General features: G+C 73.4%; 14 protein-coding genes. 9 read left to right on the top strand and 5 right to left on the bottom strand.

Features of this window, described 5'->3' with window-relative positions:
- Positions 1–40 precede the first annotated feature (40 nt).
- The gene (locus AB5J87_RS02580; protein WP_369373431.1) at positions 41–1,759 is read left to right on the top strand and encodes an acyl-CoA dehydrogenase family protein; all 1,719 of its coding nucleotides are present in this window, start codon (positions 41–43) and stop codon (positions 1,757–1,759) included.
- Between the two features lie 111 nt (positions 1,760–1,870).
- Here the strand turns inward: AB5J87_RS02580 and AB5J87_RS02575 are convergent, their stop codons facing one another.
- Entirely contained in the window at positions 1,871–2,314 is a 444-nt protein-coding gene (locus tag AB5J87_RS02575; protein ID WP_369373429.1) for a MarR family winged helix-turn-helix transcriptional regulator, read from the bottom strand.
- A gap of 99 nt (positions 2,315–2,413) precedes the next feature.
- On the opposite strand from AB5J87_RS02575, the gene AB5J87_RS02570 reads away from it, so the two are divergent.
- Both AB5J87_RS02570 and phzG read left to right on the top strand, forming a co-directional pair.
- Positions 2,414–2,806 carry a nuclear transport factor 2 family protein gene (locus tag AB5J87_RS02570; protein WP_369373427.1) on the top strand — a complete coding sequence of 131 codons (393 nt, stop codon included), beginning with the start codon at positions 2,414–2,416 and terminating at the stop codon, positions 2,804–2,806.
- Between the two features lie 102 nt (positions 2,807–2,908).
- Positions 2,909–3,610 (top strand): phenazine biosynthesis FMN-dependent oxidase PhzG, encoded by a 702-nt coding sequence (gene phzG, locus AB5J87_RS02565; protein ID WP_369373425.1) that lies wholly within the window; start codon positions 2,909–2,911, stop codon positions 3,608–3,610.
- Positions 3,611–3,688: 78 nt separating this feature from the next.
- On the opposite strand, the gene AB5J87_RS02560 is transcribed toward phzG, so the two are convergent.
- Positions 3,689–4,759 (bottom strand): methyltransferase, encoded by a 1,071-nt coding sequence (locus tag AB5J87_RS02560; RefSeq protein WP_369373423.1) that lies wholly within the window; start codon positions 4,757–4,759, stop codon positions 3,689–3,691.
- Positions 4,760–5,420: 661 nt separating this feature from the next.
- Here AB5J87_RS02560 and AB5J87_RS02555 point away from each other — a divergent pair.
- Both AB5J87_RS02555 and AB5J87_RS02550 read left to right on the top strand, forming a co-directional pair.
- On the top strand, positions 5,421–7,565 hold the full coding sequence (locus AB5J87_RS02555) for a hypothetical protein (protein WP_369373421.1): 2,145 nt from the start codon (positions 5,421–5,423) through the stop codon (positions 7,563–7,565).
- A gap of 143 nt (positions 7,566–7,708) precedes the next feature.
- Positions 7,709–8,695 carry a phosphotransferase family protein gene (locus tag AB5J87_RS02550; protein ID WP_369373419.1) on the top strand — a complete coding sequence of 329 codons (987 nt, stop codon included), beginning with the start codon at positions 7,709–7,711 and terminating at the stop codon, positions 8,693–8,695.
- Between the two features lie 129 nt (positions 8,696–8,824).
- Here AB5J87_RS02550 and AB5J87_RS02545 read toward each other — a convergent pair whose 3' ends face one another.
- On the bottom strand, positions 8,825–9,967 hold the full coding sequence (locus AB5J87_RS02545) for an RNA polymerase sigma factor (RefSeq protein WP_369383332.1): 1,143 nt from the start codon (positions 9,965–9,967) through the stop codon (positions 8,825–8,827).
- A gap of 8 nt (positions 9,968–9,975) precedes the next feature.
- Positions 9,976–10,383 (bottom strand): YciI family protein, encoded by a 408-nt coding sequence (locus AB5J87_RS02540; protein ID WP_369373417.1) that lies wholly within the window; start codon positions 10,381–10,383, stop codon positions 9,976–9,978.
- Positions 10,384–10,843: 460 nt separating this feature from the next.
- Between AB5J87_RS02540 and AB5J87_RS02535 the strand changes: the two genes are divergently transcribed.
- Complete coding sequence (locus AB5J87_RS02535) at positions 10,844–11,503, top strand: hypothetical protein (protein WP_369373415.1); 660 nt, start codon at positions 10,844–10,846, stop codon at positions 11,501–11,503.
- A gap of 49 nt (positions 11,504–11,552) precedes the next feature.
- Here AB5J87_RS02535 and AB5J87_RS02530 read toward each other — a convergent pair whose 3' ends face one another.
- Positions 11,553–11,933 (bottom strand): hypothetical protein, encoded by a 381-nt coding sequence (locus AB5J87_RS02530; protein WP_369373413.1) that lies wholly within the window; start codon positions 11,931–11,933, stop codon positions 11,553–11,555.
- Between the two features lie 179 nt (positions 11,934–12,112).
- On the opposite strand from AB5J87_RS02530, the gene AB5J87_RS02525 reads away from it, so the two are divergent.
- The 3 genes from AB5J87_RS02525 (at position 12,113) to AB5J87_RS02515 (ending at position 15,081) form a co-directional block, all read left to right on the top strand.
- On the top strand, positions 12,113–12,757 hold the full coding sequence (locus AB5J87_RS02525) for a dihydrofolate reductase family protein (protein WP_369373411.1): 645 nt from the start codon (positions 12,113–12,115) through the stop codon (positions 12,755–12,757).
- 272 nt (positions 12,758–13,029) lie between these two features.
- A complete protein-coding gene (locus AB5J87_RS02520) occupies positions 13,030–13,638 on the top strand; it encodes a hypothetical protein (RefSeq protein ID WP_369373409.1) in 609 nt (202 codons plus the stop codon).
- 84 nt (positions 13,639–13,722) lie between these two features.
- Positions 13,723–15,081, top strand: a complete 1,359-nt coding sequence (locus AB5J87_RS02515) for an MFS transporter (RefSeq protein WP_369373407.1) — start codon at positions 13,723–13,725, stop codon at positions 15,079–15,081.
- Positions 15,082–15,184 lie beyond the last annotated feature (103 nt).

Genomic DNA, 15,184 nt, shown 5'->3' with positions numbered 1-15,184 from the left:
ACGCCCCCCAGACCCTGAACCCCTCGAAAGGCGACCCCTCATGGCCGACGCCCTGCTCTTCAACCCGCGTACGTACGACCCGGCGCACTTCGACCCGGAGACCCGCAGGCTGCTGCGCGCCACCGTGGACTGGTTCGAGGCGCGCGGCAAGCGCCGGCTGATCGAGGACTACCGCTCCCGCGCCTGGCTCGCCGACTTCCTGGCCTTCTCCGCCAAGGAAGGGCTGTTCGCCACCTTCCTCACCCCGGCCGCCGACGCCTCCGGCGAGGACCAGCGCTGGGACACCGCCCGCATCGCCGCGCTCAACGAGATCTTCGGGTTCTACGGCCTCGACTACTGGTACGCCTGGCAGGTCACCATCCTCGGCCTCGGCCCCGTCTGGCAGAGCGGCAACGCCGCGGCGCGCGCCCGCGCGGCCGAACTCCTCGCCCAGGGCGAGGTGTTCGCCTTCGGCCTGTCGGAGAAGACGCACGGCGCCGACATCTACTCCACGGACATGCTGCTGGAGCCCGACGGCGACGGCGGCTTCCGGGCCACCGGCTCCAAGTACTACATCGGCAACGGCAACGCCGCCGGACTCGTCTCCGTCTTCGGCCGCCGCACCGACGTCGAGGGCCCCGACGGGTATGTGTTCTTCGCCGCCGACAGCCGCCGCGCCGACTACCACCTGGTCAAGAACGTCGTCGACTCCTCCAAGTACGTCAGCGAGTTCCGCCTGGAGGACTACCCGGTCGCCGCCGAGGACGTCCTGCACACCGGCCGCGCCGCCTTCGACGCCGCCCTCAACACGGTGAACGTCGGCAAGTTCAACCTCTGCACCGCCTCCATCGGCATCTGCGAGCACGCGATGTACGAGGCCGTCACCCACGCGCAGAACCGCGTCCTCTACGGCCGCCCCGTCACCGCCTTCCCGCACGTGCGCCGCGAGCTGACCGACGCGTACGTCCGGCTCGTCGGCATGAAGCTCTTCAGCGACCGGGCCGTCGACTACTTCCGCACCGCCGGACCGGACGACCGCCGCTACCTCCTCTTCAACCCGATGACGAAGATGAAGGTGACCACCGAGGGCGAGAAGGTCATCGACCTCATGTGGGACGTGATCGCCGCCAAGGGCTTCGAGAAGGACAACTACTTCGCGCAGGCGGCCGTCGAGATCCGCGGCCTGCCGAAGCTGGAGGGCACGGTCCACGTCAACCTCGCCCTGATCCTCAAGTTCATGCGCAACCACCTGCTGGAGCCGGTGGACTACCCGGCCGTGCCGACCCGCCTGGACGCGGCCGACGACGACTTCCTCTTCCGTCAGGGCCCGGCCCGGGGCCTCGGCTCCGTACGCTTCCACGACTGGCGCGCGGCCTACGACGGCTACGCCGAGCTGCCCAACGTGGCGCGCCTGCGCGAACAGGCCGACGCGCTCTGCGAGTTCGTCACCACGGCGGCGCCCGACGAGGAGCAGAGCCGCGACCTCGACCTCCTGCTCGCCGTCGGCCAGCTCTTCGCGCTGGTGGTCCACGGCCAGCTGATCCTGGAGCAGGCCCGCCTCACGCACCTCGACCAGGACGTGCTGGACGAGCTGTTCGCCGTGCTCGTACGCGACTTCTCCGCGCACGCGGTGGAGCTGTACGGCAAGGACTCCGCCACCGGGGCGCAGCAGACCTGGGCGCTGGGCGCGGTCCGCCGCCCGGTCGTGGACGAGGCCCGCTCGGCGCGCGTCTGGGACCGGGTGGAGGCGCTCTCCGGCGCGTACGAGATGGCCCCGTAACCGGTCTGCGCCCCGGGGTCCGTCGAGTCCCGCCGCCGTCACGGCCCACCCGCGGGCATCCGCCGCGGGTGGGCCGTCCGCGTTCCGGGCAAGGGGCGAAAGACGCGCCCTCTAGGTGAAGGGCCCCTCGGCCGTGAAGTGGCGCAGCCGCTGGGCGAACGCCTCCGCCTCGCCGGGCGGCCAGTCCGCGAGCCCGGCCGTGATGTGCGCGGCCAGGCGCTCGCGGAGCTCGGCGACGGTGCGCCGGCCGTGTTCGGTCAGGACGAGCAGTTGCGCGCGCCGGTCGTCCGGGTCCGGCTCGCGGCGCACCAGCCCCGCGGCCTCCAGCCTCGTCGCGCGGCGGGTGACGCCGGAGCGGTCGATCCCGACGTCGGGGGCCAGCTCGGCGGCGCTGCGCGGCCCCGTCCGGGCCAGCGCGCTGAGCACCGGATACGTCACCTCGTCCACCGCCTCGCCCATGCCCTCGGTGAGTTGCCGGTGCAGCTGTGCCCGGGTGGTGCGCCGCAGCAGTACGCCCAGCGCGTCCGCGATCTCGTGTCCCACTTCGTTCTCCACCCCCCAAGAATAGCGTGCGCAGCGCACGCTTCCTCTGGTACGGTTCCCTCAGAAGCGTGCGCGACGCACGCATTACTCTTCCGTGGGGAAGGAACCACCATGAACCGCATCGGCATCGCCACCGCCCTCGACGACCTGCTGTTCAACCGCGACATCACCGTCGAGGAGGCGGCCGACCGTCACTTCGCGCCGGAATACCGCCAGCGCACCGACGGCGAGTGGGCCGACCGGGCCGGGTTCGTCGAGCACATCGCGCACCTGCGCACCGTCGTCGCCGACGGCCGGGTCACCGTCCACGACGAGCTGTACGACGGCGCCCGCTACGCCGACCGGCACACCGTCGACATCACCAAGACGGACGGCTCGGCCGTCAGCATGGAGGTGTACGTGTTCGCCGAGTTCGCCGCCGACGGCCGCTTCCGCCGCATCGAGGAGACCACCTTGATGCTCCGCGGCGGCGACGCCGACCGCAACCTCGGCAGCGCCCGGTAACCCACGGATACCAGCCATCGGCGGTGTTCGAGGGGCGCACTTGCGATCTCGACGGCATGGGGGCGGGAGGACATCATGGCGAAACAATCGAAAGGATGCCCCATGCCTGACCTGCCCCGGACCACCGTTCCTCCCGCCGAGGCCGCCAACAGCATTGGTGCTGGCGGCCGTTCGGAGACGCTCACCGGCAGCATCGAGGTGGCCTTCCCCGAATTCCTGACACCGCCGCCCGGACCGATGGGGCTGCTGGCCTCGTGGCTGGAGAGCAGCATCGCGCACGGTGTGCGCGAACCGCGCGCGCTGGCCCTGGCGACCGCCGACGCCCGGGGCCGCGCCTCCTCCCGCATCGTGGTGCTCACCTCGGTGTCGCAGGACGGCCTCGTCTTCCTCAGCCACAGCAGCAGTCAGAAGGGCCGGGAACTGGCGGAGAACCCCTGGGCGTCCGGCGTCCTCTACTGGCGCGAGACCAGCCAGCAGATCACCCTGGGCGGCCCGGTGGAGCCGTTGCCCGACGCCGAGGCGGACCGCATATGGTTCGCGCGGCCCGTCTTCACCCACGCCATGTCCACCGCCTCCCGCCAGAGCCGCCCGATGGAGGGACTCGACGAGGTGGCCGCGTTACGTTCCACCGCGCGGGAGCTCGGGACGCCCCAGCGCCCGCTGCCGCGCCCCGCGACCTTCACCGCCTACCGGCTGGTCCCCGAGTGCGTGGAGTTCTGGGCCGACGGCACCGACCGCCTGCACGAGCGGCTGCGCTACGACCGTACGGCGGCGGGCTGGGACATCAGCAGGCTCCAGCCCTGACCCGTCGGCGGACGCCGGAACGACCGGGGGCCGCGCGGTGCGGCCCCCGGCCCGGGAGTCGGGCGGGCGTGGCGCGCCTCAGCCCGCGACGACCGCCTCGACGACCGACGCGTGCGGGGTCGGCTCCAGGACCCGCGCGACCCTGAAGCCCGCCGCGGCGAGCAGCGCCTCGTACTCCGCGCGGGTGCGGCCCTTGCCGTTGAGGACCGTCATCATCAGCATGTCGATGGTCTTGCCGGGGTGCGGGTCGTTGCCCGCCGGGATCAGGGCGTTGATCACCAGCAGCCGCCCGTGCGCGGGCATGGCCTCGCGACAGGAGCGCAGGATGGCCGCGCACCGCTCGTCCGGCCAGCTGGCCAGCACGTGCTTGAGGAGGTAGACGTCGGCGCCGGACGGCACCGACGAGAAGAAGTCGCCGGGCTGCGTGCTCCAGCGGCCGGCCAGCTCGGGGGTGTCGAGCACATGCCCGGCCACCACGCTCTCCAGGTCGAAAAGGGTGCCGGTCAGCCGCGGGTTGCGCCGCAGGACCGCGCGCAGCAGACCGCCCCGGCCGCCGCCCACGTCCACGACGGTGCTCGCACCGGAGAAGTCGCAGGCCCCGACGACGTCATTGGTGAGCGTCTCGGAGAACGCGGCCATACTGGAGTTGAAGGCCCGGCCGAGCTCCGGGTCGGCGGCCACGTGGTCGTAGAAGGGGACGCCGTACTGGTTCTCGAAGGCGGTGGTTCCCGTCCGCACCGCCTCGTGGAGCTGGGCCGCCGACTCCCAGAAGACCGGCTCGCCGCGCACCAGGATGTAGTCGCGCAGCGACCGCTCGGTGTCCGTGCGCAGCGGCTGTGCCAGCGCGGTGAGGTGGAACCGGCCCTCGTCGTCCTCGCGGAAGACGTCCTTGGTGGCGAGGAAGCGCAGGAGCCGGTAGAGGTGCTGGGCGTCGACCCCCGCCGCCTTGGCGAGTTCGTCGGCGTCGCGCGGGCCGTCCGCCAGATGGTCGGCTATGCCGAAACGCGCGGCCGTGTGCAGGGCCGCCGAGTACAGATAGCCCAGGGAGAGTTCGAGTAACTCGCCCGTCGCCCGGTCGGCGGCGGGGGAGGCGAGGGGCGAGCCGGGCTGGGTGGTTCCCGCCGCGGCCTCGGATCGGGCGTCCGTCATCGGTGCGGTCCTCTCTGTCAACCCCTGCGAGCCGCAAGGGCGCAACGCGTGCGTGGACGACTGAGTAAATACGCCCACCTTACGTCCACCGCCTCGCACGGGTCTGGAGTGGCCCGCGACCGCCCGGGAGCGGCGCCGCGAGGCGGTCCGCCCCGGTGTGCTCAAACCCCTTGGGGGCGAGCGCCGTTCACCTCGCGTCCTCGCGTCCTCGTGGGCGACTGCGGCGGTGGCCCGCGGAACGGTGAGACCCGATCCGGCCAATGTGGCCGCGACGGCATCCATACGTATGTCCGGCTCCGTGGTGACGACCCATCAGAACTTCTCCGTTGATGCGTTCGACGTGAGCTGGCACGACGTGATAGCGGCGGGAACCGGGGCGGCGGGCCCGGTCGGCGGAGCGCGCGGGTCCGCCCCATGGGTTCGAGACACGGAAAAACCGGTGGTGATGGACATGGCTGGTCAGGCCGTGTTGTCTGTGGCGCGCTTTGGCGGGGGGTGTCCGAAAGCTTGGTCGTACGGACCTTGGAGGCCGCGGAGCGACCGGCACGGTCACTCCGCCACCGTGCCGTGCGGGGTCGCGGGCCGGATCCTCCCGTTGGCGAACGCGCAGGGCGCGGAACGGGCGGACGACGGGGGTTGTCCGCGGACAACAGGGGGACGAATGGCCAGAGCAGGGCGTCCACAAGGAGCGCCGAAGGGCAGATCGCAGGCGGCCAACGACTTGGCCCGGCTGCTGCGGGAGGTGACCGGCGGCCTCACGGTCCGGGAACTGGCCCAGCGCTACGGAGGCGGCAAGACGGTCTGGGGCGAATACCGCTCCGGAGCCCGGATCATTCCGCTCGGCCGTCTGCACACGGTCGTCAAGGACCGCGTCCGCGACGCCCGGGTGCAGCGGGAAGTCCTGGACCGGGCGCGGCGGTTGCACGCCCTGGCACTCACCGCGCGGGCCGCGGACGCCCCGGCTCCGGCCGCGGAAGACGCACTGCGCCGGGCGCGGGAGGACTTCGCCGAGTCGGGCCGACTGGTCGAGGGACTGCTGACGATGATGGCGATGCTCCAGCGCCAGACGGACCCGGTGGGGTCCACCGCGCCGCACGCCGGAGCCGATGTGCGCGGTCAGGGGCTCGCACCGGCCGACCCCGACACGCGGTGGGACGCTCCGACGGCGCCGGAGGCCGTTCCCGGCGCGGACGACCGGGCCGGTGGTCCCGCCGGACCGGCCCCTGACCTGGCAGGGGAGCAGCACCGCCGGTCCGCGCGTGACGCCGCCGACACCGGGCCCGGAAGGCCGGACCTCGAAGAGGCGCTCGACCAGCTGATCGCCGCCCGGGCGACGCGGGAGGACGTACGGCGGGCCGTCGCGGACGTACGGGCCTGGCGGGAATCCGCACGACGGCCGCGGCTACCCGCCCCGCCACCGGGGGAGGAGAACCCGGCGGCCACGATCACCGACCCCGCCCTCCGCCTCGAACTGGCCAGGCTCCACCACCTCGTGGAACTCCAGCGCGAGGACGCGTACTGGCTGTGGGAACGCACCCGGGCCGACCGCGCCCCGGCAGACGTCGTCGAGGGCGTGGTGCTCCAGCGCCTCGACCGACTGCCCGCCGTGCCGGACCGGCTCCCGGCCCGCCGCCGTCCGCGTCCGGCGCTTCCCGCCGGTTCCGGGCCGCGCCCGCGCCACCCCGCCGCCCTTCCGCTCGCGCTCCTCGCGGCCGTCCTCGCCCTGGCGGTGGTGATGGTCGCCGCCCTGGTCGGTGTGGTCGTCGGACGGCACCAGGAGACCACCGTCCACGACGTGACGGCCCCCCGGGAGCCACTGCCGGGGACGACCGACCGGCCCGGGCCCAGCGTGTCGCCGTCGCCCTCGACGTCTGCCCCCACCGCGTCCCCGTCCCCGTCACCGTCGCGGGCGCGGCCCGGGGCCACGCCGTCGCCCGGCGGCCCGGGCCGCCCCCGCCCCACCGCCGGGCCCACCGGGTCGGTGGTCCTGCCCCCGGCCCCCTCGGCCCCGCCCGTCGAGCAGTCGGGCGGGACCGCCTACGCCGTCTCCCAGGACCGGCGCAGCATCCTGCGGTGGACCGGACGCGACGGCTCCTGGAAGGTGATCGGCCCGGCCGCCGACAAGATCTACGCGGGTGCGGCCGGTGTCTTCATGACCAACCCCGACGACGGCCGCATCTTCCGGTTCGACGAACCCTCCAGTACCTGGTCCCAGATCGGCTCGCCCGGCGAGCAGTTCATCACGGCGGGCGAGGGCTTCTACGCGATCACGGAGGACCGGCACGCGGTGGTGCGCTGGAACGGGGTGGGTGCCGAGTGGAGCGTCATCGGCGGGGGCGCCGCGCGGCTGTACGCCGGCGGCGCGGGACTCTTCGCCACCGATCCGACGACGGGCGTCCTGAACCGCTACTCGGGGTACGGCACCATCTGGTTCAGCGCGGGCGGCCCCGGCTCCGACTTCGCCGTCGGGCCGGACTACGTTGCCCGGCTCTCGCCCGACGGCAAGGAGATCTGGCTGGGCAACGGCAGGGGCAGCAACTGGCAGAAGATCGGCGGCCCGGCGGGCCGACTGTACGCGGGCGGCGCCGGACTCTTCGCCGTCGACAGCTCCGGCCGGGCCCTCAAGTACGAGGGTGTACCGGGCGCGTGGACCCCGATCGGCGAGGCGGGGGTCAGCCTCGCCGTGGGTGCCCAGTCGGTCTACCGGATCGGCTCCAACGGGCAGGACGTATCGCGCTGGACGGGGCGCGGAAGCGTGTGGAAGGCCATGGGCGCATCGGCGAGCGCCCTGGCGGCGACCGGCTGAGCAGCGGCTTCGCCCCTGGCGGTCCGGTGGGCGGGCGCCGGGGGCGGGCGCGGCGGGTACGGGGGTGAGCCGGGGCGGGGCAGCTCCGCTGGTGTGTCCAAATCACGTTGCCCTCGCACCGCGTGTGCCCGGATCATGGCGCCATGAGCACAGACACCGCCGCAGTGACCGAGCCCGTGCCCGTGGCCGCGGGCGTACGCCGGGAGTGGTGGGCCGTGCCGGACGGTGTGCGCGACCTCGTCGAGGCCCGGCTGGGTTCCCCGGTGGAGAGCGCCGTGACCCAGCCCGGGGGTTTCTCGCCCGGGGTCGCGGCCCGGGCCCGGCTGGCCGACGGCCGACGGCTCTTCCTCAAGGCGGTGGGTCCCGAACCGAACCCCGACACCCCCGCCCTGCACCGCGCCGAAGCACGGATCACGGCCGCCCTGCCCGCCGAGGCGCCCGTGCCCCGGCTGCTTCTGTCGGTGGAGGACGCGGGGTGGGTGGTCCTGGCCTTCGAGGACGTGGAGGGCAGGACGCCCGAGCAGCCCTGGCGCGGCGATGAACTGCGCCGCGTCCTCGGGGCGTCCGCCGCACTGGGCGCGCTGCTGGATCCCGCGCCGGTCGAGGCGCCCACGGTCGGGGAGCGGCTGGGCGAGAAGTTCCGGGGCTGGCGGCGCCTGTCCGACGCTTACGGGCGGGACCCGCGCGCGGTGGAGTGGCTCGACCCATGGGCCTTGCGCAACCTCGGCCGGCTGGCCGAACGCGAGGAGACCTGGCAGACGGCGGTGTCCGGCACCGCGCTGGTCCACGGCGACCTGCGCGCGGACAACGTGCTGCTGACCGAGGACCGGGTGATGGTCGTCGACTGGCCCTGGGCCGCCGTGGGTGCCGCGTGGTTCGACGTGGTCAACATGGGGCCCAGCGTCCTGATGCGGGGCGGCCCGGAGACGGCCGCGCTCCTCGACGCGCACCTGGCCGAGCGGGGCGCCGACCCCGATGACGTCACCACGGTCCTGACCGCGCTGACCGGCTACTTCCTCCACCAGTCCACCCAGGCGCCGCCACCGGGCCTGCCCACCCTGCGCGCGTTCCAGGGCGCCCAGGGCGAGGCGGCGCTGCGGTGGCTGCGGCGCCGGACCGACTGGGGTTAGGCACCCGCGTTCGAGGCCGTGCGCGACGGGCTGGAGGCGCTCAGCTGCGCACCTGACCTGTTTCCTCCGGCGCGGCCGCGCATGAGGCCGGGCGCGCCGGGTCAGCCGCGTCGAATCCGCCGCTCCGGCTCAAGCGCGGCGGGTGTTGAGGCGGGCGGCCCGGCGGGTCAGGTGGTCGCGCTCGGCGAGGTTGGCCGCCTTCTGCGCCGCCTCGGCGTACAGCCGCGCCGCCGTCGTCAGGTCGCCGTCGCGCTCGTGGAGGTAGGCCGCCACGGCGGTGCGGCGCGGCAGTGTCTCGTCCAGCTCCGCGAGCGCGGCGAGTCCGGCGCGCGGCCCGTCCGCCTCGCCGACGGCCACCGCGCGGTTGAGCCGCACCACCGGGCTGTCGGTGAGGGCCGTGAGCTCGTCGTACCACTCCACGATCTGTACCCAGTCCGTCTCCTCGGCGGTCAGCGCGTCCGCGTGGAGGGCCGCGATGGCGGCCTGGGCCTGGAACTCGCCCAGCCGGTCCCGGGCGAGGGCCGACTGCAGGATGCCGACGCCTTCCGCGATCGCCCGGGTGTCCCATCGGCTCCGATCCTGTTCGGCCAGCGGCACCAGACTGCCGTCGGGCGCGGTCCTGGCGGCGCGCCGGGCGTGGTGGAGCAGCATGAGGGCCAGCAGGCCCGCCACCTCGGGGTGGTCGATGGCGGCGGCGAGCTGCCGGGTGAGGCGGATGGCCTCGGCGGCGAGGTCGACGTCGCCGGAGTACCCCTCGTTGAAGACCAGGTAGAGGACCCGCAGCACGGTGGCGACGTCGCCGGGCCGGTCGAACCGCACGCCGGAGACGGTCCGCTTGGCCCGGCTGATCCGCTGGGCCATGGTCGCTTCGGGCACCAGGTACGCCTGGGCGATCTGGCGGGTGGTGAGCCCGCCGACGGCGCGCAGGGTGAGCGCGACCGCGGAGGACGGGGTGAGCGAGGGGTGGGCGCACAGGAAGTAGAGCCGGAGCGTGTCGTCGACCCCGACCGCGGGGCCGGGCGCCGGTTCCTCGTCCACGAGGTCCTCGCGGCGGCGCCGGGCGGTGTCCGCCCGGGTCGCGTCGAGGAACCGGCGCCAGGCCACCGCGATGAGCCAGCCCTTCGCATCGCGCGGCGGGTCGGAGGGCCAGACGCGGACCGCCTCGACGAGCGCGTCCTGGACGGCGTCCTCGGCCGCCGCGAAGTCGGCTCCGCGGCGGACGAGGACGCCGAGCACGCCCGGCGTGAGGCCGCGCAGCAGGGCCTCGTCCATGGATGGGGTCACTCCGTGACGGTGGGCGGGGCGGACAGGAACGGGCGCAGCTCCAGCCACTCGTGGATGGGCTTGCCGGCCGGGCCGGGCGCCGCGGAGAGCTCCCCGGCGAGGGCGACGGCACGCTCGTAGGTGTCGACGTCGATGACCATCCAGCCGGCGATGAGGTCCTTGGTCTCGGCGAAGGGGCCGTCGGTGACGGGCGGGCGCCCCTCTCCGTCGTAGCGGACCCAGGTGCCCTCGGGGGCGAGTGCCTGGGCGTCGACGAACTCGCCGGTCTTCTCCAGGCGGTCCGCGAAGTCGCGCATGTACTGGACGTGGGCGGAGATCTCCTCGGGCGTCCACTGGTCCATGGGTGCGCAGTTCGGTGCTTCCAGGGCGCCGCGGTAGTGCTTGAGCAGCAGGTACTTGGCCATGGTGGCTCTCCTCGGTACTGGTGCGACCCATTGTGGCCGCCTTCACCACGGGGACGGAGCCCGGCACGGATTCTCGACATCGCCGCGGAAATATTTTTTCCGGGTTCTCGCGGGGTTCAGCGAACGGGCCCGCGAGCCAGGGCGGCTTTGCGTCAATCGGGCCGCCGGGTGAGCTGCCGGGGAGGCGGGCCCGGGGGAGTGTCGCCTGATGGGGGCCGTGTATCGTCCGGGCGCATTCCCCTCCCATGTGCCAGAGGCAGGGTTGTCGGCGCGCCGGGCGGTCCCGGATGCTGTTCTGCGCCGGACCGGTGGGCCACCCGACGCCCACCGGGCACCACAGGACAACGGCGCAGGCGGTCGCGACCATGCCGCCGACCCCGCGCGTGACGTGCACGGACAACCCTCTCGGTACGGCATACCTGTGCCTGCCCGCACCCCTGACACCTCACGGAGGAACCCGATGAGCAGTTCCACGCTGTCCGGACGCCGCCGACCCCTCGCCCGCGCCCTGGCGGTCGGCGCGCTGGTGGCCGCGGGATTCACCGGCACCGCGGCCCACGCCGCACCGGCGACCCCGAGTGCCGCGGCGCCCGCGATCGGCATCCAGTTCAACCCCGACGGCGACGCGGGCCAGTGCGGCGGCAGAACGGGCCAGCAGTGGGCCACCTCGCCGGACTGGAGCCAGGCCATCCGCTTCGACACCGACGGCCGTCCGGGCGGCTGCCAGCTCGCCTTCGGCGTGTACGACCCGGACAACACCTTCGCGGGTGCGTCCCTCACCTACGACTTCCAGGTCAGCCCCGGCGGCGACGGCGGCCAGTGCGGCAGCCAGGGCACGTACGCGATGCCGATCCGCCCGTTCCAGACCTTCGGCCCGAGCGTGCGGGTGGACACCGACAACCGGTCGGGCTACTGCAACCTCACCCTCGGCGTCACCGGCCGCTCCGACGTGGTGCTCGACGTCCAGTTCTACGCGGACGGCGACGCGGGCCAGTGCAAGAACACCCTGCCCGCCGGCCAGTACCAGACGGCCTACTGGGGCAGCCCGGTCACCGTGGGCATAGACGCGGACAACCGCCCCGGCGGCTGCCAGTTCCTGCTCAGGCTGCGGCACTTCTGACCCGGGCGCGGTGGGCGGGGAGGCGGAAGGCCGGTCCGCCTCCCCACCCTCACCGGCTTCGGGGCCCCAGCCAGTCCTCGGGGAAGAGCGGCGCCGGGATCAGTGCCGCGTAGGCGATCTGGGCGATCGTCTGGAACCGCAGCGGCTCGGCCGCGCTCGACGCGAGCAGCGGCCACTCGCACAGGAGGAGGGCCAGACCCAGCAGGATGCGGAGCCGTACGACGTCCATGCGGCGGTGGACCGAGACCGTGCACACCGAGATGAGCAGGGTGGGTATGCCGATGAACGGCAGCATCTCCCACCCCGTGACCATGGTGTCGAGGAACGACTCCTCCCAGGGGACCGTCAGCGCGATGGCGACCCACGCGATGGTGTGGAGAAGCAGATACGTCGCGGCGCACCGCCCCATGCGGCCCAGCACCCGTCCCACCCGGCGATCGGAAGGAACCACGTCGACGGACATACGAAACCCCCGCGTCCCGATAATTTGAACGCGTTCAATCTATCGTGCCGGTATCCCCGTGGCGAGTCGACGACGTCCGGGCGATGAGTTTTCCCGCGCCGGACGGTCTCAAGGTGGTCGACCGTCGACACCATGGGAGGACAGGCATGACCCAGCTGGTGAAGGTGCAGAACTTCAACGTCTCGCTGGACGGCTACGCGGCCGGTGAGAACCAGACCCTGGAGCGGCCCTTCGGGGACGTCGACCCCGGGACCATGTTCGCCTGGGCGGGAGCCACGGCGAGCTGGCCGAACCGTACCGAACCGGGCGGCAGCCGCGGCCTCGACGACTACCTCACACGGGACTTCTCCCACAACATCGGCGCCGAGATCATGGGGCGCAACAAGTTCGGCCCCCAGCGCGGGCCGTGGGAGAACCACGACTGGCTCGGCTGGTGGGGCGACGAACCCCCCTTCCACACCCCCGTGTTCGTCATGACCCACCACCCCCGCCCCTCGTTCACCCTCTCCGACACGACGTTCCACTTCGTCGACGGCGACCCCGCGACCGTCCTCAAGCAGGCGCGGGAGGCGGCCGACGGCAAGGACGTCCGGCTCGGCGGCGGGGCCACCACGATCCGCCAGTTCCTCGACGCCGACCTGGTCGACGCCCTGCACGTGGCGGTCTCACCGATCCGGTTCGGATCCGGCGTACGGCTGTGGGAGTCCCCGGACGAACTGCTCGACCGCTTCCACGTCGATGTGGTGCCGAGCCCGAGCGGGGTCACCCACCATCTGTTCTGGCGGCGGTGAGCGGCAGGCTTCGAACCTGCGACACCCGCTTGAGGAGAGTGGTGCTCGGACCCACCCCGCACCCCGCACCCCGCGTCCCGGCAGACGGACGGCGCGCGGGCGCGTCGCCGTCGCCGGGGTGGGGGTGTTCGTTCCGGGCGTGCGCCGGTCATGAGCCCGTGCGCCCGGCCGGGCCCATGTCGGGCGGAATTTCGGGGTTGTCGGCTTCCGGGATGCGGGATCGTCATGGTGGCGCGGGCAGGCGCCCGGGGAGCCGAGGGGTGGGGTGTGTGATGGAGCAGAGCTGGGTGACGGAGGAGTACGGTGCCTCGCACGAGGGCCGGGTGGGTGTCCTGCTGGCCGATGGCAGTGTTCCCGGGCCCGTGCTCCTCGACGACGGGGGCGCGGGCGCCGACGGCCGCGGGCGGCCGGTGGACCACTGGAGCGTCTACGACGGGCGGCTCGCCGGTGTGCCGAGGGCGGCCGTGCTGCGGGCGGTGTGCGCGTGCGGCTGGACCGGCCCGGAGGCCGCGCTGGACTGGGCGGCGATCGGCCGGACGTCGCTGTGGGAGGCGGCACTTGAGGACGCCGGGCGCTGTCTGCGCGACTGGGACGGCCACATACTCGCGGTCGGGGCCACGACGGTTCCGCTGCCCGAGACGGTCACCGCGCTGCTGGAACAGCTGGAGACGGAGATCGAGAAGCTCACCCACGACTGCCCCGTCGCCGGGGTGAAGGCCGCCCGGCAGATGGAGATCGTGGCCGCGCGCGTCGGCTACTGGGCGGCCTGCGACACCGAGTGGGACATGACGGACCAGCAGACCGCCGCCGCGCTCGGCCTTTCCCCCGACGCCGCGCGGAAGTTGCTGGCCCGCTTCGGCGGCTGGAGCCCGGACCGCTGAACCGCCGCCCGCCGACATGATCGAACCGCCGCCCGCCGCTTAATCGGTGGGCCCGCGCGAGCGGTCTGTGCGAAGATCCGCCGCATGCGACTGCGTCGGTCATCGCGCCCCGGTGACCGGGGGAGCGCGGCCCTCCACGAAGACCCGTCCAAGGGCCTTGCGCCGAGCGGCGATTCGGCCCGGGGGAGGCCGGTCGCGCCGTCGGCCGTGATCGACGGCGCGGCTTCGGAGCCCCGGCTGTGGACGCCGAACTTCGCGCTCTACTTCACCGCCCGGGTGGTGTCGCAGGTCGGGGACACGATGATCCCGGTGGCGACCGCCGTCGCGATGCTGTCCCTCGGATACGGAGTCAGCGGCGTCGGGTACGCGCTCGGCGCCTGGATGGGCGCGTTCGCGCTCTTCGTCGTCTTCGGCGGAGTGTTCGCCGACCGCTTCCACCCCCGGCCGCTGATGATCGGCTCCGACGCCGCCCGGTTCGCGGTCCAGGGGGCGCTGGCGGCGTATCTCTGGCTGGGGCAGCCCGCGTTGTGGTTCATGATCGGCACTTCGCTGATCGGCGGCACCGCGACCGCGATGTTCCAGCCCGGCACCTCCAGCCTGGTCCCGCAGGTCGCCGCGGACGCCCAGAAGGCCAACGGGGTGCTGCGGGTCAGCGAGGGGTTCGCGCAGATGGCGGGGCCCGCGCTGGCCGGGGCGCTGGTCGCCGCGACCTCGGCGGCCTGGGCGTTCGCGATCGACGCCGCCACCTTCGCGATCAGCGGTCTGTGCCTGGCGGCGCTGCGGCTGCCGCCGTTCCTGGCGGACCGCTCCGACTCGACGCTGACGAGTCTCCGTACGGGCTGGCAGGAGTTCCGCTCCCGGTCCTGGCTGTGGGGCGTCATCCTGATCTGGTGGGTGCTGGGGGTCTTCGTCTGGGGCCCGGTCACCCCCGTCGGCGCGATCTCGATCATCGACGCGCACGGCAAGGCGGCGTTCGGCTACGCCGAGGCCGCGTTCGGCGCGGGCTGTGCGGTCGGCGGTCTGGCCGCGATACGGCTGCGGCCCGCACGGCCCCTGCTCGGCGGCGGGATCGCGATGCTCCTGTTCCCGATGATGCCGCTGGCCGCCGCCCTCGTCCCCGCGCTGCCGCTCCTCATGCTCGGCTATGCGGTGAGCGGGGTGGGCTGGGCCTTCTGGGGCGTGCAGTGGTCCACGACCGTGCAGACGCAGATACCGCAGGACCGGCTGAACCGGGTGGCCGCCTACCAGGTGGCCGGTTCGATCCTCGCCGTACCGCTGGGCCAGACCGTCGCGGGACCGGCCAGTTCCCTCGTCGGGGTGCACCGGCTGCTGCTGGTGTCGACGGTGGCCGCGTTCGGCTGCGCCGCCGCCCTCCTCGCCAGCCCACCCATCCGCGGGCTGCGGCGGGCACCGAAGGCGGTCGCGGCGTCCACGGAGGTCTGAAACCGGCCGACCCGGCGGCCGGTGCCGTTTCGCGCGGGGGCCCGGGGGTACGCCGGAGGGCGGTCGAGGCCGTCGACTCCGCCGAGCCTCACCGCCACGCGGC

Source organism: Streptomyces sp. cg36 (assembly GCF_041080675.1).
Classification (GTDB): domain Bacteria; phylum Actinomycetota; class Actinomycetes; order Streptomycetales; family Streptomycetaceae; genus Streptomyces.
Note: the sequence above shows the minus strand (reverse complement) of the source record. Positions and strands in the feature narration are given on the sequence as shown.